Source organism: Bacteroidales bacterium (genome assembly GCA_013141385.1).
Lineage (GTDB): Bacteria > Bacteroidota > Bacteroidia > Bacteroidales > Tenuifilaceae > UBA8529.
In genome coordinates, this window is the sequence record JABFRB010000002.1 from 249,406 (window position 1) to 269,857 (window position 20,452).

Below are 20,452 nucleotides of genomic sequence, written 5' to 3' on the forward strand. Positions count from 1 at the left end.
AGTTTTAAAATGAGAATTGGACTTATAAACCCTAATAGAGAGATTAAGGAACCAGCGGTACACCTTGGTCTTGGATATATTGCCTCTTACGCATCACAGAGTTATAGTGATTTAAACTTTGAATTACTGGATACCCGTGTAGCCAAAACTCATGAGGTGAAAGATTTTCTGAATAAATCGTTTGATTTTATTGGAATTTCAGCAACAAGCCAAACCTTTCTTGAGGCGGTGGAACTTGCTCAGTCTTATCGTAACATATGGACAAAAACACCAATTGTAATTGGTGGTGCGCATTGTTCAACAGTCAAAGAAGAAGTGCTTCATGGTTTTCCGTTTGATTATGTAGTATATGGCGAGGGGGAGGTGACTTTTACCGAGTTGATAGGCTTTTTCAAGGGGGAGAAGAATTTATCGGAGATTAACGGGTTGATGTATCGTAACAGGGTAGGGGAGATTGTTGTAAATCCAGTAAGAGAATTGATAGCAGACTTAGATACTATCCCATTCCCAATGTATAGCCTTTTCAAAATGAGTCTATACGCACAGCATCGGATGATAACCACACGTGGTTGTCCACATAGGTGTGTTTTTTGTAACTCGCACTCTATTTGGACAAACAAGTACCGAAAGCGTTCTGCCGAAAATATAATAGCAGAGATAGAGCATCTATCTACTAATTATTCCATGAAATCCTTTTCTTTCAATGACGATAGTTTTAATATTGACCTTGATCGGGTTGAGAAAATATGTGATTATTTGATTGAAAAAAAGATAGGAATCATTTGGTCAACATCTGTTCGGATAGAAAGAATTTCTGAGGCTATAGCAAAGAAGATGAAACGTGCTGGCTGCTATAATGTTTGTATAGGCGTGGAATCGGCTAACAACGAGGTTTTAAAATTGATGTCAAAAAGCAATACTCGTGAGAAGATATACGATGGCATTCAAATCTTTCGTAATGCCGGAATTGATGTGATGGGGCAATTTATGATTGGAAATCCGGGAGATACTTTAAAAACTATTGAGGAATCGGTTGAGTATGCTAAAACATCAAACCTTAATGGGGTAGAATTCTACACTGCATTGCCATACAAGGATACACAATTATGGGAATATGCAAACACGCATGGTCGAATGCTTACCAATAAGCCTATATGGGAGTATCACACCATAAATCCTAGAATTGTATTTGATACGCCAGAATTTCCTTTTGAAGATCGGCTAAAAGCCGTTGAGTTGGTAACTCAGAATGGATTCTACCATGCTTTAAGTACTGATAAACGGAATTTACTTCTTGATTTAGGAAAGCATACCGCTAAACTGGCTCAGTCTATCTTTAAGGGAAAAATTGGCAACCATATCTATCTATTTCTTAGAAATGTTTATCGAAGATTTTTTAGGAATGGTACTAAAAATTGATTTTGACGATTTAACAATATGAGGAGAATATCAGTTTTCTGGAAGGGTTTTCGGTCATTGGCTCTAAAAGTTGGCTTGGATTGGTTTATCCTTGCTCTAATTTGTATGGTTATTATTGCCTCAGTATGGCCATCGCCAGGAATACAGAAAGGATATTTTTCACTCAGGAGCATTACAGGTTATGGAGTTTCGCTAATATTTTTCTTTTATGGATTACGATTAAGCCCGAAGAAACTTCGGGAGGGGCTTAGCAATTGGAGATTGCACACCGTAATACAGCTATCTACGTTTATTCTATTCCCCATCCTAATTCTGGTATTAAAAAGATATTTTGGATCCAATGGAAATGAACTTTTCTGGTTAGGAGCCTTTTACGTTGCAGCTTTACCCTCCACAGTATCCTCAGCAGTAGTAATGGTATCAATTGCTGGGGGTAATGTTCCGGCAGCAATTTTCAATGCAAGCATATCAAGCTTAATAGGCGTTTTCATTACTCCTCTATGGATGGGAATTGTACTTACCACAAGCGCACAGGGTTTTGATTTAGCTGACGTTATTATCAAGTTGATATTACAAATCCTAGGACCTGTAACGCTTGGTATACTCCTAAATTATAAACTTGGAGCATTTGCTGAAAAGCATCGTAAAAAAATGCGTTACTTCGATCAAAGTATAATCCTTCTTATTATCTATACCGCATTCTGTGAATCTTTCTCCAATAATATGTTCAGTGGGCACGGAGTATCTGATATTTTAATACTTGGAGTGTGCATGATGGCTCTCTTCTTTTTCGTTTATGGTATAATATTTTTAGTTAGCAAGTTCATGCATTTTAATCGAGAGAATAATATCACCGCTGTTTTCTGTGGTTCTAAAAAATCCCTTGTTCATGGAACGGCAATGTCAAAAGTACTTTTCCCAAATGCAGCAGCGGCAGGAATAATCCTACTCCCGTTAATGATATATCATGCTTTACAGCTAATGGTGGTGAGCATTATTGCTCAGAAAATGGCTAGGAAGGAGGGAATTGATAAGAGAGGTGAATGAAATTTGATAATTTGACACTGGAGACAACAAATGACCGACTGGAGTACAGCAATCTGCGAAACAAACGGAATTTACATACACTATACAAGAACCGGGGGAAACAAACAGCCTTTAATTTTGCTGCATGGGTTAATGACTAATGGCTTGTGCTGGATAGATTTGGCACATGCTCTGGAGAAAGAATATGACGTAATCATGCCGGATGCTAGGGGGCATGGTAAGTCGAGTGTACCAGATTATGGATACCGATATGATGACCATGCAAATGATGTTACTGGTTTGATAAATGCTTTAAGGCTTCCTCCTCCGATCCTGCTCGGACATTCCATGGGAGGGATGACTGCGGCCGTAGTGGCAAGTCGTAAACCAAATCTACTCCGTAGTCTAATCTTAGCGGATCCAACGTTCTTGAGTCCAAAAGTTCAACGCAAAGTTTGCGATAGCGATGTGGCAGATCAGCATCGGCGAATTCTCAAAATGTCATTGGAGGAGGTGGTGGCAGAAGCGCGGACAAGACACCCTAATCGGTCAACGGAGATACTTGAGCTATTCGCTTTAGCACGATTTCAAACCAGTATGAGTGCTTTCGATGTTCTTACGCCACCAAACCCCGATTATAGACAGTTAGTGAACGCAATCGATGTTCCAAGCCTCCTCGTACTTGGTGATAATGGTGTTGTTTCCTCTGCTGTTGCCGAAGAGTTACAACGTATTAACCCGAGATTTCAGATTGAACAAATCCGGGAAGCTGGTCATGTGGTACACTTAGATCAGCCAGAGCAATTTACGGCTATTGTCAAATCCTTTTTACGTTCAATTAGTACAGTGCTTTAACCATGGAGTAAAAAGAAATGGAATAAATAGTACAGGCGTGCAACATGCAGTCATAAAACATTGGGATTTAATTGGTTTGTCAGGCGTATTTTTCTTGCTGGTTGATAGGTTTGTAGTCCTGAAATTTTCAAAGTTTCATGCTGTTATATGTTGGTTATTATTTCCACAAAAAATAGTGATTAATGAAAAGTATTGAGTAATGATTTTACCAAAAGAGAGGGACCCACGATTTATAACCATAAGACGAGGAGGAGTGTTAACAGATTCGAATCATCATTTACTTGCTTTATGGGCCGCCACTTGTGCAGAACATGTACTGCACCTTTTTGAGCAAGTCAATACTAACGATAAGCGACCAAGACAGGCTATCGAATTAACACGGGCATGGGTGAATGGAGAGATACCAATGAAACAAGCCCACAATACTGCCCTTGCTTTAAATGCAGTTGCAAAGGGATTGCCCGATGCTGCTCGGTTTGCAGTATTGTCAGCAGGACAGGCTGTGGCAGTAGCTCACGTTGCAGCACACGAACTTGGTGCTGCTGCTTACGCAATTAAAGCTGTTAGAGCATCGGTTAAAGAAAATGAAAAGGATATAATGGGACAAAAAGAATGTCAATGGCAACGAGACCAACTTCCTGATGATATTCGAGAACTTGTTCTTGAAGACCAAAAATTAAGAAATCATATATGCTGGTATGTATTCAATTGATGGAATAGTTTTGATTCAATAAAACAATTTGCAAGAGAAAGATGCGATACGACAGTTGTACCAAAACTTTTACAAGACATTATGATAAAATAAGATATTATGATGTTGGTGATAAAACCCATTAATTGGATATTTTGATATCAAAACAAAGAATCGCTAATAATTGTTAGGCGTATTGTTTCGAGTTAGCAAATCTGAAAGGTAGACTAAGAAGTTTAGCAAATTTGAATATGCAAATTTTTAATGTAGGCTCAGATGCAATTAACATCTATTTGATAGATAGTGGCTCACATCGATTATTGATTGACTCTGGATTTCCTAATAAATTAAATGATTTAGGTCGCGAAATGCGTAAAACAGGATTTAAAATTCGTGATATAGACTACCTTATAGTTACACATTTTCATATAGACCATGCGGGTGCAATTCAAGAATTAAAAGAACAAGGAGTTAAATTTATTTTGTTCGATATACAGATTGGTCATATTGGTTCAATGGAAAGAATGGCTATAGGGAAATGGGAATATTTACAATTGAATATGAGAGATAATATCATCATGAGCATTGATAAATCAACAGATTTTCTAAATAAGATGGGATTACAAGCCCAGGTAATATCTACACCAGGACACTCAGATGATAGTATTACTTTGCTCTTTAATAGTGGCGAAGCATTTATTGGAGATTTATGTGCTGATTATTTGGCTGATGATAAGGATTCTATAAATTATAAAACTTGGATAAAACTTAAAGGCGCAAATGCAAGAATAATTTATCCGAGTCATGGAAAGGTTTATGAAATAAAAAGCACATATACCTAACATTCGCTATAAACAATGAGGGTATTAGGGATTTTTACCAATACCTGCCTGCTAAAGAAAAGGCATAAAGCGTACATTAACGTCAGTTCAATGTAAGGTGTCATTGGCTACGCCGAACTCGCAAACTCGGTTCTGAGCGGAGCGAAGGATCTAAAGACTAGATGTTTCACTCCGTTCAGCATGACAAGAAACAGTATGTTCTGGAAATTACAATCCCTTTCCTTAATAATGATGAGTTGTAAAATGAAACCTTTGTCATCCTGAGCGGAGCGAAGGATCTATCATTTCGATTTAAGAACAACTATCAACCATTTATGATGTCTGCTACTTACGTAATCAGCTTGTTTTCTTGATTCTTCTAAAATCAAAAATCGTTGATCCTTGTTCGATATTCAATTTGGATATAAAATTCTGACGTTAAGGGCAGACTCTCCCAATCCAAAATTTTCCTACATTTGTTTCCACTGAACCGAAAATGTACCCCATGACCATAAAGCTCACCCGCAAGCAGCGCATAAAAATCCGAAGCTCCGATGATGCCTTCAAAGTAATGCAGGAGATACTCCTCCGTGAGGAGAAGATAGATCAGTATAAGGAGCACTTCTGGGTAATGGGCCTTGCCCCGAGCACCCGCATACTCTACGTTGAGCTGGTTAGCTTGGGCTGCATAGCAAATACCTATGCTGAGCCCATAAACGTATTCCGCTTTGCGTTGACGAAGGGTTGCGTAAACGTAATCCTGATTCACAACCACCCCAGCGAGAGGCTCAAACCCTCCGAGAAGGACTTAGACCTCACCGACCACCTAATTCAGGTAGGGCGTATAATCAAGGTTGAGGTATTGGACCACCTCATAATCTCCACCAAATCCCACATGAGCTTTGCCGATACTGGTTTATTGGAGAAGCTGGCAGAGAGCCCCAAGTACGTACCCCCGTATGAGCTGGCTGAGCGAATCCGCGCCGAGGAGAAGCAGATTCGTGAGGAAGCCGTAAGGCTTGAAAGGGAAAGAATGGATAGAATCATAAAGGTTGCAAAAACAGTATGGACGAAATCAGGTATAAAAGAGGGCGTGGAAAAAGGAAAAAAGAGGGAAAAGATTGAGATTGCAAGAGGGATGAAAAAGGATAATGAGCCAATTGAAAAAATTATGAAATATACAGGGCTAACGAAAAAGGTGATAGAGAAGATAAAATAGAATTCACTCGAAGTATACATTAATTTTGTATGGTTTTATCATACAAAAAATGAAAAAAGGGTGGGGTTCATACATATAATTGGTCGCAAACATACAACGATAAACACATAGATACTAATGATAACAAAAATTGAAAAACTAATAGAAGAAATATACGATCTTCCTTACACAGGAGATGGATTTGAATTAATTGATAAATACTTGAAAAAGTTGAAAAACTTTGTTGAGAGTAATCATTTCCTAAAAGGCAAAGATTATTTATACAATATCGAAGAAATTAAGGAAATATCTAGAAAACTTTCAACATATAAAAGTGATGAAGACAGACTATTACAAAGGCAACTACAGAAAAAAATTGCTAATCTTGCAAGAACAATTTTAGATGAAAATAAAAAGATATTTATAGTTCATGGGCGCAATATAAATATGCGAGATAAAGTTTGCGCACTAATAGGGCGTCTTAAACTTGATTATGTTGTTTTAGAATCGGAACATAACTCTGGTGCAACAATTATTGAAAAATTTATTAGAAATGCTGAGGATTGTCGTTATGCAGTTGTTCTATTCTCTGCAGACGATGTTGGTAAACTAAATCAAAATGAATCAACTCTTAAAAGTAGAGTTCGACAAAATGTTATTTTAGAACTCGGTTATTTTTTAAGTAAAGTAGGTCGGAATAATATTGTAATTCTTCATGAAGTTGACCAAGATATTGAAAGACCAAGCGATTTTGACGGTATTGTCTATGAACCACTAGATGAGTATGGTGCATGGAAAGGAAAGTTAATTAAAGAATTGAAGGAAGCGAGTATTTATATAGACCAGAATCTTGCAGAACGAGTTTAACTGAACCTATTATGAATCCCAACGATCAGCAGCAATTTAATTGTATTTGGGTTGATGATGTTTTGGTGAGTTCAACGCTTTTTGCTTACTTTACTATCGTGGGACAAGAAAGCAGGTTTAAACGCCTAAACGCAACCAATTTGCGCAACGTCGACTACAACTATATCGAAAAACCCCATATTCAAAATGAAACTTAAAGTAATTGCATATTCCTATTTAGTACCATTGTTTTTTTTGACCCTCTTTGCGTTAAAAATTACCGTTCCAGACTTTATTTTAGTACGCTTCTTCAAAGCTAGTTTTTTAGGAGGATTTGCTTTAGGTTCATTAATTGTTCGGTTATGGGTTATCAGAAAATATCTAATATCTTTTACTCAAAACAATAATGAGATTAGTTTAATCTACGTGACATCTTTGGGTAGACAAAATCAGATTACTTTACTTTATGACAGTATAACAGAAATTAAAATTAAAAAACGAGATTGGTTAATCACTGAATTCTCTAAAGTAACCATTGTTTGTCAGGACAATGAATACTGTTTTGAAATTTTTAAAGAGAAGTTAATAATTAACTTTGAAGTTTTAATTCAAAAATCAAACTGAAATAAACTCGAAAACCCCGTTAAATCGAGGCTATAAAAACCAAAAATGATTGGGTTGGGCGGTTGGCTGCGCCGCCGTCCATCTATTATTACAGGCTTTGCCTGCACAAATACTCAAACAACAAAACCCTACTTTCGTAGAATTCATCATACCAATAACATTCAACCACTCTGTGGTTGTTTTTTTCTCACACCTTACCCCGCATTGCATACGGAACTATTCACCTTCAATCCCTTCGGGATTAAAAATAAAGAGTTTAACGGTATTATACAGTCAAACTATCCAATATCAAAGTCAACATAAACCCTGCCTGCATCAGATTGGTGGTGATGAAAGGTGTTTTTAAATCTTGGTATCCTTTTTTACCAAGTATCCCTTTTCCTACAACCATTAAAACGAGGAGCGATATTATAAGAATTATTACACCAGATATTTTGTGATGTGTGATACCAAAAAGAGGTATCAGCAGGGACGCAATGCAACTTGCAATCATCCAGATGTAGGAGATAAGAACTATTTTTCCGACGGCTAATTTTTGTGTGACTGATGCTAACCCAGCCTGCTCATACTCCTTCCCATATTTGCTGATGAGTAAGAAAAAATGAGGAATTTGCCAGAGAAACATGTAAAAAGCAATAAAATAATCCGAATGAATAGGAGAATGGTTTGTTGCTGCAATCGTCCCCATGAATAATGGTATAATCCCCGTTATTGTTCCTGCAAATACAGCCCAAACACTTATCTTCTTTAAAGGGGTATAAACCAAATTATACCATACGGCATTGAATAACCCAAGTGCTGCACACACAGGATTTATGAAAAACAGTATTAAAGTTCCTGAAAGCAGAAAAATTGAAGCCCATATACTGGCGTGAAGAACAGTCATTCTTCCAGAAGATAAAGGTCTGTCGTTAGTGCGTGGCATTAGAGAGTCAGTTCTACGCTCGATGATATGATTGACGGTTGATGCCCCAGCAGCCATGAGGAAAACACCAATCAATGTTAGAAAAAGGGTGGAGTCGATGATCCCTTTTGCAATAACATAGCCTGTTAGTGTAGTAAATGTAATGGATGCCGAAATAATCAGTTTTGCAAGCGATGAAATATCTTTTATATATTGATAAAAGAAAATGCTCCAAGAGCCTTTATTTTTGAAGTTCTGATTGTTTTTCAAAGTAAACGATAATAGATTTTATATCATCCTTCTTTATTGCTGTGCTATAGGCTCGCATCATTCCTGATTTAAAACCTTTTACAATCTGCTTGTCGGGTTCAAGAATCGATGTTCTTATGTAGGTTGAATCTGCAATTACAGTTTTCTCTTCACCATCTTCAATTACTACTCGCTTTGAACCATATAACCCTTTAAAAGTGGGTCCAACTAGGGGTGAGCCATCCAATGAATGACATCCTGTACAAGCATTGTCTTGTATCACTTTTAGTCCCATGCTTTCGAGAATCACAGGTGATTTCTCATTAAACCATTTCTGGAACTCCTCTTCCGTTACTACTCGTGTTTTAGCCTCCATGAATGAATGGCGAAGCCCACAGTATGCTGAACATAATATCTCATAGGTTCCCTTGGTAGTTGGAATGAACCACATATAGTTATCTTTCCCGGGTACAACATCCTCTTTGATTCTAAACGCAGGGATATAAAGGCTATGAATAACATCTGGTGAGAACAAATTCAATTTTACTGCTTTATTTGCAGGGAGCACAAGCTCATTCGATATCTTTCCATTTGTATACTCGAACGACCAATTCCACATTCTGCCTGTAACCTTAACTACCATGGCATCCTTAGGAACAATACGCATTGGATTGAACACAACAATACCATAGTAAAACATAAACATTACAAGAATAATTGGAATAACTGTCCATGTAATCTCCAGTTTCATGTTGTCCTTTATCTGCTCAGCCTTTGGGTGTTTCTTGCGGCTATAATGGATTACAAACCATATCATCATTACCGTTATTCCTATTAGAAAGAACATTGAAACAACGAAAATGAAAAGAAATGCGCCATCGACACCTTTAGCAAAATTTGATGCTCCTTGGAACATGGTTGCTTATTTTTAAGTTATTAACGATTGATAATGAGTTATTATATATAGATATTCTGATCTTACAGGTTTGGAATATTGGAATGGTGGAAGGATGGGTTATGTAATCTTTCTTCATCCAATATTCCATTATTCCAGCATTCCTATCTAAACAGATAATCGAAAAAAGTAATAATAAATACCACTGCTAGCAGCATGATTACTACAGCTGCCAAGATTTTAAAAATCAACTCATCAAACTTCAAATGCATAAAGTATAACAGAACAAGCGATACTTTAATGCAAGCAATAAACATTGCCACTCCAACGCTTAGAGAACCTGCATCAAACCAAGTAACAGTAATGGTTATTGCAGTAAGGAATAATAGTATGACTAGAATTATTCCGTAAGATCGATAGCTGGTTATATGGGCTGTATGTTCCATTCCATTCATTTTTTAGGTGATAAGATATAAAAGAGGAAAAAGGAAAATCCAAATCAGGTCAACTAGGTGCCAGTACAAACCTGCATTTTCGAGTAGTTGAAAGTTATCTGATCTGATTTTGTCATTCTTTACTTTAAAAATTACAACACCAATAAGCGACATCCCAATAATGATGTGAAGGGCATGTAATCCAGTCATGAAGAAATACAATCCAAAGAACAGAATCTCACCATGAGTCAAGGTAAGAACAAGGTCAGAACCTGGATATAGATGGTGGTGTATCTTTAATCCCCACTCAAAGTATTTGTTTACCAAGAAAATGAAAGCCAGAAAGAAAGTGATAGATAGCAGGATTAAAGCAACTTTCTTTTGATTTTTTTGAATGGCTGTTATAGACATTGCAATTGTCATACTACTAACCAATAGAGCGAGTGTATTAATCGATCCAATAAATACGTTGAGCTGATGCGCTGCAACATGGAAATCCTGAAAGTATTTAGCTCGTAATACGGCATAAACAAGGAATAATCCACCGAATAGGAGAAGTTCGGTAAAAATGAAAATCCACATACCTAATTTTGAGCCAACATCATCACGATGCTCGTGTTCTTCTAATGTGTTATGATCCATATTCCCTAGTTTACTTGTAATTGTATGGGGATTCAGTAATTACAATTTCTCGGTCAAAATTTTCTAATGGAGGTGGCGATGCAATTGTCCATTCCAATGTTTGTCCATTCCATGGATTCATTGGAGCAAGTTCCCCTTTTCGGGCAGATCTTACAAGGTTATACACCATTAAAATCAACCCTGTGATAAGCACAAACGCTCCTATCGATGATATGAATTGTCCTGTTGAATATTCTGGAAGGTAATCGAAATAGCGGCGGGGCATGCCCTGTAGTCCAAGAACAAACATTGGGAAGTAAAGTAGGTTGAATCCCCCGAATACAATTCCCCAAGCAATATTCCCTAATCGTTCCTTATACATTCTTCCAAACATTTTGGGAAACCAATAGTGAATGGCCGCAAAGAAGGCAAAACCCATCCCTCCAAACACGATGTAATGGAAGTGGGCAACAACATAGTATGTATCGTGAACATGAACGTTGATTGCCAAAGATCCAAGGGTAAGGCCTGTTAAACCGCCAATCATAAACAGGAAGATAAAGGATAATGTGTAAAGGAAGGGTGTCCTTACAAGTATAGAGCCTTTGTACATTGTGGTTATCCAGTTGAAAACCTTTATGGCGCTGGGAATTGCAACAACAAAAGTAAGAAAGGAGAATGCTATTCTTGCAAAATTGCTCATTCCTGAAGTAAACATATGATGCCCCCATACCAAATAGCCAACTCCAGCTATTGCCATACTAGAAAAAGCAATTGCCTTATATCCGAATACATTACGTTGACAAAAGGTTGGAATAATTTCGGTGATTACACCCATTGCAGGTAGAATCATTATGTAAACGGCAGGGTGGGAGTATATCCAGAAAAGATGCTGGTAAAGAATTGGATCGCCCCCGAGTGAGGGATCAAAAAAGCCTATTCGTAAAGTTCTTTCAGCAATAACCATAAGCAAGGTTATACCAATAATTGGCGTTGCAAGAACCTGAATCCATGCTGTTGCATAGATTGACCAAGGGAATAGTGGCATCTTAAACCAGGTCATTCCCTTTGCTCGCATACGATGTATGGTAACGATAAAATTCAACCCGGTAAGAATTGATGAAAAACCAAGAACAAATGCGGCAAGTACTGCGGGTATTACATTTGTGTTTGTGTTTATGCTGTAAGGTGCATAAAATGTCCAACCAGTATCTGGAGCCCCATGACCCCCAAATTGAGAATAAATAGCAATTGCAGAACCCGCAAGATAAATGTACCATGAGAAAAGGTTTAGACGGGGGAATGCAACATCTTTCGCCCCTATCATGATGGGTAGAAAGAAGTTCCCGAAAACTGCCGATAGTCCTGGTATTACAACCATGAAAATCATGATAATACCATGAACAGTAAAGAAACCGTTATAGGTTTGTGGTCCAAAGTATTGTTGTCCAGCTTTAAGGAGTTCAAGTTTCATGATTCCTCCAAGCGTAGCACCTACCAGAAAGAAAATCGCAATACAAGAGAGGTAAAGAATTGCAATTCGTTTATGATCGGTGGAGGTCAGCCAGCCTAAAATTCCTTTGTATTTTCCTTGCTGATCGAGATAGCTGCCAGTGGGAAGTGCAACAGGTTTTGATCCCATATAATATTTTATTTGTTAATCTTTTTTCTTTCGTCTTGACACCAATACTATAAAAAGCGCTGCAATGACAATTAGAGTGAAAACACCTACTAGTTTTGTAATTTCAAGAGTATATCGTCTTCCTTCTGGCTCATAAGTATAGCAGAATTGTAGAACTCTGTTAATAGTTGGTTGGCTAATTCCTTTTCTAGCCTCAATAACCGACATTTTTAGGTCGAAAGGAAGAAATGTAAGACCATATAAATATCTTGTAATTTTTCCCTTTGGGCTTAGCATAATAATTGCCGAAGGATGTATATAATCTACTCCCGCAACCTTTATTTTATAGCCAACGCTATTCAGAATTTTAACGATTGCTAAACTGTCGCCAGTGAGGTAGTACCAGTATGGGGCTTTGTCCTTTCCAATTTTAGTCGTAAAGTTGGCTTTCTTCTGAATTGCCTTTTCAGGGGTGTCTTTATAGTTGAAGCTAATTGTGATTATATTGTAATCCTTCCCAAGCACAAGATCTGACTTGTCCACTAAATCTGAAATTCCTTCCTGCAGAGGACTACAAAGTCCTGGGCAGTCGAAGTATACAAAAGCAAGTATTGTCGGTTTATTAATGAGCTGACCAAGGGTTACGCTTTGATTCTGCTCATTGATAAACGCTAGGTTTAAAGGAACGGTATCATTCAAGTGCTCATCAATCCCTACCTCATTGGTAAAAGGCTGACTGAATGAGAGTAATGAATATCCAACGAGTAGTAGTGAAATAAGAATCTTCTTCATATTAGTATGGTTTGAATTACTTTTCTTCAATTGTATCTTCCTTATAAATTCCTGCAATGATAAGCGCACCACCCATTAAACCAGTATCCTTTAGGAGTTCCATAAATGCAAATTGAGCTTTATCTGCCTCAAATAGTTGTGGAATATGAATAGTAAGAATGAAAATTAGTAGAAGTAATGCAAGTAATAGGCAGGATAGTTTAATGTATTTCTTTAAAATGATACTTATGCTTGCTGCAATAAGACAGGCTCCTGTGAAAAGAATCATAAAACCACCGGGGATAAATGAGGTGAGCATGCCATTAAAGAAGTCGCTTACAATAAAGTGATTAATGCCGATTATACCAAATGGAAGCGCAAAGAGAATGCGCCCTAAGGTAGTGAGGAAGGAGTTTTTGCTTTGCATAATCAGATTTATTTGTTTTGTTTTTAGTTGTTTAACTACGTTGAGCCCTTCGGGGTTCTCACAAAGTTTATTTTTTTTCTCGCAAAGACGCAAAGGGCGCGAAGAGAAAAAATAATTTATTTTTTCTCTCTTTGCGGGCTCATAAATTGTTAACAATTCTAGTAATTCCATCTTTAATCAAAACAACATTAAAATTCACAAGAAGCCCTAATTTAATATTTGTCAATCTTAAGTAGGTGAGCAGTTGTTTTGGATGAATTGCGGCTATTGATTCTACAGATTTTATTTCAACAATTACTTTTTCTTCAACAATAATATCTGCTCTAAAGCCCAAATCTAATTTGACGTTTTCATATGAAACAGCAATATCGGTCTGTCTTCTATATTTCAAATCTATTTTATCTAGTTCATGACAAATCGCAGCTTCGTAAACCGATTCCAACAATCCAGGACCTAGTATCCTATGAACTTTCAGAAAAATATTAACCAATATTTTAGAAATTTCATTTTCAGTCATAAATTTTAAACTTAGCGCACTTAGCGTCTTTGCGAGAAAAATTTTTATTTGTTTTGGTTTATTTTCTTTATCTTTTGAAGTTGAAATAAAATATATATAACGGTTGATAAAATACCCAAAATACCCAATGTATATATGGATATTAACCATATTGGAGCCATTTTGTTGATATTCCACCAAGCCCTTTGTTCAAGTAGTTTCTTAGGTTTGGTAATTATACCAATCTTTTCATTTAATGTACTTGTAAGTTCTTTGCTATTACCCTGAGTTTTTGCAATTAAAGATAATGTGCCGATGGAGTCTCCTGGGATATCTCTTGGAATATTGAAATAACCAATACCATCTTTACCCGTTGTTGTTTCGGCGATTAGTAAATTTCCGAAAGTCCGTTTAATAAATATTTTAATGGATATATCAGATAATGGTTTTCTTAAACCTGCTATACTGTCAGTGATTGTTGCGAAAATCATCTTTTTATTTGAATCGTAAGCGAGAGTCATTTTAGCGGTTTCAGTTTTTACGACTCCCGCAACTTTTATTGCAGGTTGTGTGTAATTCTTATTAAAACTTCTAACGAAAGATATTACTTGCCAACGTTGCTCCTCACTTAACGTGTTAACGAAATTAGGCATTAATCCTCTTCCATTTGAAAGGATAAAGAACATCTCACCATCAGTGTTTTTCTGGTATTCTGGAGATGCAGGATCTTTAGGGATTGGTACTAGTTTTGCATAGTTAGCTTTTCCTGGATCACCATGGCATGATTTGCAATTGGTGTTGAAAATCTGCTCGCCAGATTTAACCGTTTCAGGAGAGAATATGAGTGGTGCAGTTTTGCTTTTTGCTTCAGCGGGAATAGGTGTGGTTTGAGAAAACGAGTTATCAGCTGACATTATCAGCAAAAGAAGAGAAGCAAGTAGAGTTTTATTTAGTTGCATATGCAATAGTAATTATTCATTTTGATCTTTAGTTTCGATCTCATCCTTAATTAATCCCTTATGAACGGCTGTTTCCCAAATTGGAATTACTGGAAAAAGTTTTGCTAAAACAGAGATTATCATTAAAACCATGATTATCGGTGCAATTGAAATCAAAATTTCAATCAAAGTAGGAGAATAAACCATGAAGTTACTTGGTTCGTGCTGAATTGGGAGAAATGGGTGCTCTTGTACTGGAACGACAATGATATAACGTTTTAGCCAAGATCCAATAAGCACGAAGATTCCGATTATCAACATTGGTAATGGTTTTCGGAATGGCTTCATTAATAGAAGAATGATAGGGATTATTAAACCAAGCCCTTGAACTCCCCAAAAAAGTAAAGCATGCTCACCTGCAAATAGTTGACGTAGATGAACAGCATCAAACTTTTTCATCTTATATCCAGGAACCAAAAATTCGTTAAGATTAAAATAGAGATAAACTAATGAAACTAGGACTAAAAGTTTAGCAACTTTATCAAAATGAAAATCAGTTATATAGTTCTCCAGTTTATAGTTTTTTCTAAAGAAAAACATCGCAATAATTAAGCATGAAAGACCTGATACAAATGCGCCACTAACGAAATAAGGTCCGAAAATTGATGAATCCCACCCAGGACGCAAGGTTACCGCAAAAAGCCACGAAGTTACAGTGTGAATGGATAAAGCAACTGGGATAATCAAAATCAACATTACAACAGTTGATTTTTTTATGATCTTAACCTCCTCTTTTGTTCCTCTCCAGCCAAGTGAAAGAATCTCGTACAGTTTCTGTAGTAGTTTGGGTCTACCTTCAAGATTACCTTTCCCGTAAGCTAAATCAGGAATTAACGTGATATATAAAAGAAGTAAACTGATTAAAAAATAGGTTGAAACAACGGTAACATCCCAAAGTATAGGCGATTGAACTCTGCCATGGATAAAAACATTGGCTAACCTTTCGGGGCGCCCCATATCAGAGACAATTACTAATCCAGCAACAGCAGCAAATGCAACTGCAATAATCTCAGCAATTCTTGTTAAAGGAGTAACCCATTTTTGTCCCGATAATCCAACAACTCCGCTAACTAGCATTCCAACTAAACTCGTTGCAACAAAGAAAACAAAGTTTGAAATGTAAATACCCCATGACACGTAATCGCGAATACCTGCAACCCCTAATCCGTCTCGAAGTTGAATGGAATATGCGTAGAGACAAATTAGTAGAACTAATGAAAGGAATCCCATCCAAATATGAAACTCTTTGTTGAGCCTAACTGTTCGAAATAGATCTTTTGAAAGATTTTCTACAGTATTGGTTTGTAATTCCGCCATATCCTATGATTTATTTTCAGTTTCAGAACTATCGGAGAATGGAAACAATCTATTCTTTGGAGGTAGATAGAAAACTCTTGGTTTTGTTCCCAACTCTTCCATTAGTTGATATGCACCATTATCTTTTAATAGTTGACTTAAGCGAACGGTTTCTTTTGTTGTACCGTTTGTAACAGCATCCTCGTTCTCATCTCCAAAATAGTAAACACCATTAGGACAAGCTGAAACGCAGTAGGGGAGTTTGTTTATTCTAAGTCTATCTGCACTGAAACAACACTTTGTGATTGTTCCTTTCTTCTGTGGTACATTCAGTTCAATATCATAAGCCAACTCTTTATCCTTTTCGGCATCCTTAGGTTCAAACCAGTTGAACGAGCGGGCAGAGTATGGGCAAGCAGCAATGCAAAACCGACAACCAATGCATCTTTCATTATCAATAAGTACAATTCCATCGTTACGCTTAAAGGTTGCATCAACAGGGCAAACGGAAACGCAAGGTGGGTTGTCGCAGTGTTGACAAGGCTTAGGCATATGGTAAGCAGGGGTTCTGTCGGTATCCTTCATCTGAAGAGTGTTGATATGATATTGCTCGGGTCTCAGATGATGAGCCGATTGGCAAGAATCGATACATTTTCGTGCATTACGACATTTTGAAAGGTCAACAACCATTACCCAACTCTTTCCAGGAATACCTTCTCTACCTCGTTCCTGAAGTTCAGTTAAACGATCAACATCAATTGACTTAATATCTAAAGAATCTACCTCTACCAACTTGCCATCAGCAGTGAGTAATTTAACGTTTTGACCCTTCTTTTTTTCTTCGAAACGCTTGGCTGCATAGAGCGAACTTCCTAAGGCAATCCCCCCTAAACCAATTAGACCAATATTTTTAACAAAATCTCTTCGTGATTTAGGTTTTGGGTTTTTGGATTCATCTTCCATAGGTAATAGAAAGTTATAAAATGAGAATTTGTTGATTTTCAAATGTATCGAAAAATGGCATATCAATCAACAGCATAAAACAGAAAAACCGCAAAGATTGATATTAATCACTCTGCGGTTAGTCTAACAATTATCTTTTGAAAAATGTTTAACTTTTTGAAATTTATTTAATAAACGCAATTGTAAGTGGATATTTAAACCTTTCCCCGTTATTAGATTTTACTGATGCTACAATAATCATAACAAGATTCAATACACCTAAGGCAATTAATGCAAAGATTCCAATAACTAGAAGGATCATAATCCCTGAAACAAGCATCCAGAGAGTCATAGAGATTTGAAAGTTTAGTGCATCCTTTCCCTGACGATCAACTTCAGAATATTGATCCTTTTTCATCAACCAAAAAATTAATGGTCCAAAAATATGTCCTAAAGGAATAATAGCACCACTTAAAGCGCTTAGATGGCAAAGCGTTGAGAATGTTTGCTCTTCGGAGTTGATGTAGTTTATTTCTCGCATATTAATGATGTTTAAGTTGCTTGATTTTGGTTTTCACTTTTCACTTTTTTTACTCCATCAACTTCCTATACTTTATTCTATGTGGCCCTTCATCACCTAGTCGCTTGCGACGATTCTCAACATAGTCAGAGTATGATCCTTCAAAGAAAAATACCTGTGAGTTTCCCTCAAAAGCAAGTATATGTGTTGCAACTCGATCGAGGAACCAACGGTCGTGAGAGATGATTACTGCACAGCCTGCAAAATTATCGATACCCTCTTCAAGTGCACGTAAAGTATTTACATCGATGTCGTTGGTGGGCTCATCGAGTAAGATAACATTTCCTTCCTCCTGCAACGCAAGGGCTAGATGTAACCTGTTACGCTCACCACCCGAAAGAATATTGCACTTCTTCTCCTGATCTGCCCCTGAGAAGTTGAATCGGGCAACGTAAGCTCTAGCATTTATTTGCTTACCTCCAAGCATGATATTGTCGGCACCTCTTGAAATAACCTCATAAACGGTTTTATCGGGTTCAATAGATTTATGCTGCTGATCAACATAGGCTATTTTAACTGTTTCACCAACATTGAACTCTCCACTATCAACCTTATCGATACCCATCATTAATCGGAAAAGCGTTGTTTTACCTGCTCCATTAGGACCAATTACGCCAACAATACCGTTGGGTGGGAGGTTAAATTCAAGGTTTTCGAATAGTAATTTATCACCATAAGCTTTAGTAACTTGCTTAACTTCAATTACAACGTTACCCAACCGAGGTCCATTTGGAATGAAAAGTTCTAGTTTATCTTCTTTCTGCTTTACATCCTCATTTAAAAGTCTATCGTAGGCTGATAATCTAGCTTTTGATTTTGCTTGTCTTGCCTTGGGCGACATTCTAACCCATTCAAGTTCGCGCTCAAGCGTTTTCTTGCGTTTGCTTTCGGTCTTTTCCTCTTGAGCCATTCGCTTGGTCTTCTGATCTAACCAAGATGAGTAGTTTCCTTTCCAAGGAATACCTTCCCCTCGGTCGAGTTCAAGAATCCAACCGGCGACGTTATCGAGGAAGTAGCGGTCGTGGGTTATTGCAATTACTGTACCTTTATACTGCTGGAGGTGCATTTCGAGCCATTGTACGGATTCCGCATCAAGGTGGTTGGTGGGTTCGTCGAGTAAGAGTATTTCAGGTTCGCGGAGTAGAAGGCGGCAAAGAGCAACTCTACGACGTTCTCCCCCAGAAAGAACTTTTACCATTGCATCGGGCTCAGGACAGCGAAGTGCATCCATAGCACGTTCAAGTTTTGAATCTAGATTCCATCCATCAGTATGGTCTATCTTTTCGGTTATTTCACCTTGGCGTTCAATCAGTTTATTCATCTGATCATCGTCCATGGGTTCACCGAATTTGACATTTATTTCTTCATACTCTTTTAATAGGTCAACGACTTCTTGAACTCCTTCTTGCACAATCTCCTTTACCGTTTTTGTCTCATCGAGTTGTGGATCTTGCTCAAGATATCCAACTCTGTAACCAGGAGAAAAGACAACTTCTCCTTGAAACGATTTTTCTACCCCAGCAATAATCTTTAAAAGAGTTGACTTTCCTGATCCGTTTAACCCTATAATGCCAATCTTTGCTCCATAGAAGAAAGAAAGGTATATGTTGTTTAGTACTTTCTTGTGAGGTGGGAATGTTTTGCTCAACCCAACCATCGAAAAAATAATCTTTTCGTCAGCCATAATATATATTTGTCGTCAATTATAAACTATGTAATAAAAGCAACCGCTGTCAGTAAATTATACCAGACAGCGGTAAAGTTATAAAATGTTAGTGTATTTACTTTCTTCCTATTTTTTTGAAATCAGAATCGAGGAAACCATCACCTTCTCCATCCGACTTAGATATTGTATGATAGTCGAAGTAGTAGGCTTGGTCATCACCCGCACTAAGCAATATTTTATAGCAACGTGCTTGCAACCTTGTACCATCAGGACCTACTTTATGTAGGTAAATAACGTTTGGATTTTTTTCAGCAATTGCCTTTTCGATATTATCTGTAGTAACAACTTTAACGGTATAAGGATAGTTTTTTCTTATTTTTACTAGTTCTCTCGTGGTTTTTTCAAGATCATTTTCAACAACCCAAAGCTCTTTATTCTTTACATCCTTGGTGTTTTTGTTGTAGTAATCAAAAATGTTATTCTTTATTAATGTTGGGTTCTGATCGATAAGTTTGATATGTGCTTGCATAAATCGAATCAACCCTTCAATTTTATAAATGTAGTTGTCTTCAGGAACACTAAAGTAACTTAGTGGTACTGAACATACATCAGGCATATCAGTAAGTTTTTTCACGGCAGCACCCATCGAAAGGCTCATGAAATTATATACAGCTGGAATTTTGTCCTTATCGAACTTCATTTGAATCAAAACTAAAAACGATTTTTCTATATCGCTACGCATGGTTTCAAACTCCTTTGTAGTAATAAATTTATAAGGTGTGATTTTCCATGATTTTTCAACGGCATCCTTTATTTTAAAATTGTAGCCCGACATAGGATTGTCCTCTAAAACTACGTATGTTGTAGATTTAAGGAATGCTTTAACATCCTCTGATCTTACAAGGTTTCGCTCAGCAAATGAGGATATACAGAAACTAACCAAAAGGGTTAAAAAAACTATTTTTTTCATTTTATATGGTTTTAAAGTTATTTCTAATTGCAAAGTTAAAAGAATGTTTGGGTTGATTATAAAACTTTTGGTAGGATTTCATTTAAAACATCAACAACATGT

23 protein-coding genes are annotated in these 20,452 nt (G+C 37.0%); 9 read left to right on the forward strand and 14 right to left on the reverse strand.

Features of this window, described 5'->3' with window-relative positions:
• The first annotated feature begins 9 nt into the window (after positions 1–9).
• The 9 genes from HOO91_02205 (at position 10) to HOO91_02245 (ending at position 7,480) form a co-directional block, all read left to right on the forward strand.
• Positions 10–1,419 (forward strand): radical SAM protein, encoded by a 1,410-nt coding sequence (locus HOO91_02205; GenBank protein NOU16355.1) that lies wholly within the window; start codon positions 10–12, stop codon positions 1,417–1,419.
• 18 nt (positions 1,420–1,437) lie between these two features.
• Positions 1,438–2,466: a bile acid:sodium symporter gene (locus tag HOO91_02210; GenBank protein NOU16356.1), complete on the forward strand. Its 1,029-nt coding sequence runs from the start codon at positions 1,438–1,440 to the stop codon at positions 2,464–2,466.
• Positions 2,467–2,496: 30 nt separating this feature from the next.
• Positions 2,497–3,300 carry an alpha/beta hydrolase gene (locus tag HOO91_02215; protein ID NOU16357.1) on the forward strand — a complete coding sequence of 268 codons (804 nt, stop codon included), beginning with the start codon at positions 2,497–2,499 and terminating at the stop codon, positions 3,298–3,300.
• A 199-nt stretch (positions 3,301–3,499) separates the two neighbouring features.
• Positions 3,500–4,012, forward strand: a complete 513-nt coding sequence (locus tag HOO91_02220) for a hypothetical protein (protein ID NOU16358.1) — start codon at positions 3,500–3,502, stop codon at positions 4,010–4,012.
• A gap of 230 nt (positions 4,013–4,242) precedes the next feature.
• Positions 4,243–4,833 (forward strand): MBL fold metallo-hydrolase, encoded by a 591-nt coding sequence (locus HOO91_02225; protein NOU16359.1) that lies wholly within the window; start codon positions 4,243–4,245, stop codon positions 4,831–4,833.
• Between the two features lie 484 nt (positions 4,834–5,317).
• The gene (locus tag HOO91_02230) at positions 5,318–6,031 is read left to right on the forward strand and encodes a DNA repair protein (protein ID NOU16360.1); all 714 of its coding nucleotides are present in this window, start codon (positions 5,318–5,320) and stop codon (positions 6,029–6,031) included.
• A gap of 117 nt (positions 6,032–6,148) precedes the next feature.
• Positions 6,149–6,877: a hypothetical protein gene (locus tag HOO91_02235; GenBank protein NOU16361.1), complete on the forward strand. Its 729-nt coding sequence runs from the start codon at positions 6,149–6,151 to the stop codon at positions 6,875–6,877.
• A gap of 11 nt (positions 6,878–6,888) precedes the next feature.
• The gene (locus tag HOO91_02240) at positions 6,889–7,074 is read left to right on the forward strand and encodes a hypothetical protein (GenBank protein NOU16362.1); all 186 of its coding nucleotides are present in this window, start codon (positions 6,889–6,891) and stop codon (positions 7,072–7,074) included.
• Positions 7,064–7,480, forward strand: coding sequence for a hypothetical protein (locus HOO91_02245; GenBank protein NOU16363.1), 417 nt, complete (start codon positions 7,064–7,066; stop codon positions 7,478–7,480). Before HOO91_02240 ends, HOO91_02245 begins: the two co-directional genes overlap by 11 nt.
• Before the next feature lie 265 nt (positions 7,481–7,745).
• Here the strand turns inward: HOO91_02245 and HOO91_02250 are convergent, their stop codons facing one another.
• The 14 genes from HOO91_02250 to HOO91_02315 all read right to left on the reverse strand — a co-directional run bounded on the left by HOO91_02250 (position 7,746) and on the right by HOO91_02315 (position 20,350).
• Positions 7,746–8,654: a protoheme IX farnesyltransferase gene (locus HOO91_02250; protein ID NOU16364.1), complete on the reverse strand. Its 909-nt coding sequence runs from the start codon at positions 8,652–8,654 to the stop codon at positions 7,746–7,748.
• Entirely contained in the window at positions 8,626–9,549 is a 924-nt protein-coding gene (coxB, locus tag HOO91_02255; GenBank protein ID NOU16365.1) for a cytochrome c oxidase subunit II, read from the reverse strand. The genes HOO91_02250 and coxB overlap by 29 nt, the downstream gene beginning before the upstream one ends.
• Positions 9,550–9,692: 143 nt before the next feature.
• Entirely contained in the window at positions 9,693–9,974 is a 282-nt protein-coding gene (locus HOO91_02260; protein ID NOU16366.1) for a cytochrome-c oxidase, read from the reverse strand.
• A 12-nt stretch (positions 9,975–9,986) separates the two neighbouring features.
• Positions 9,987–10,604 (reverse strand): cytochrome c oxidase subunit 3 family protein, encoded by a 618-nt coding sequence (locus tag HOO91_02265; GenBank protein ID NOU16367.1) that lies wholly within the window; start codon positions 10,602–10,604, stop codon positions 9,987–9,989.
• A gap of 10 nt (positions 10,605–10,614) precedes the next feature.
• On the reverse strand, positions 10,615–12,225 hold the full coding sequence (locus tag HOO91_02270) for a cytochrome c oxidase subunit I (GenBank protein ID NOU16368.1): 1,611 nt from the start codon (positions 12,223–12,225) through the stop codon (positions 10,615–10,617).
• A gap of 15 nt (positions 12,226–12,240) precedes the next feature.
• A complete protein-coding gene (locus HOO91_02275; GenBank protein NOU16369.1) occupies positions 12,241–12,996 on the reverse strand; it encodes an SCO family protein in 756 nt (251 codons plus the stop codon).
• 16 nt (positions 12,997–13,012) lie between these two features.
• Positions 13,013–13,402, reverse strand: a complete 390-nt coding sequence (locus tag HOO91_02280) for a DoxX family protein (protein ID NOU16370.1) — start codon at positions 13,400–13,402, stop codon at positions 13,013–13,015.
• Positions 13,403–13,541: 139 nt separating this feature from the next.
• Complete coding sequence (locus tag HOO91_02285; protein NOU16371.1) at positions 13,542–13,919, reverse strand: GxxExxY protein; 378 nt, start codon at positions 13,917–13,919, stop codon at positions 13,542–13,544.
• Between the two features lie 44 nt (positions 13,920–13,963).
• Positions 13,964–14,857, reverse strand: coding sequence for a c-type cytochrome (locus HOO91_02290; protein ID NOU16372.1), 894 nt, complete (start codon positions 14,855–14,857; stop codon positions 13,964–13,966).
• Between the two features lie 12 nt (positions 14,858–14,869).
• A complete protein-coding gene (gene nrfD, locus HOO91_02295; protein ID NOU16373.1) occupies positions 14,870–16,213 on the reverse strand; it encodes a polysulfide reductase NrfD in 1,344 nt (447 codons plus the stop codon).
• 3 nt (positions 16,214–16,216) lie between these two features.
• A complete protein-coding gene (locus HOO91_02300; protein NOU16374.1) occupies positions 16,217–17,155 on the reverse strand; it encodes a 4Fe-4S dicluster domain-containing protein in 939 nt (312 codons plus the stop codon).
• Positions 17,156–17,318: 163 nt separating this feature from the next.
• Positions 17,319–17,675, reverse strand: a complete 357-nt coding sequence (locus HOO91_02305) for a DUF4870 domain-containing protein (protein ID NOU16375.1) — start codon at positions 17,673–17,675, stop codon at positions 17,319–17,321.
• A 49-nt stretch (positions 17,676–17,724) separates the two neighbouring features.
• Positions 17,725–19,398, reverse strand: coding sequence for an energy-dependent translational throttle protein EttA (ettA, locus tag HOO91_02310; protein ID NOU16376.1), 1,674 nt, complete (start codon positions 19,396–19,398; stop codon positions 17,725–17,727).
• A gap of 97 nt (positions 19,399–19,495) precedes the next feature.
• Positions 19,496–20,350 (reverse strand): hypothetical protein, encoded by an 855-nt coding sequence (locus HOO91_02315; GenBank protein NOU16377.1) that lies wholly within the window; start codon positions 20,348–20,350, stop codon positions 19,496–19,498.
• Positions 20,351–20,452: the final 102 nt, after the last annotated feature.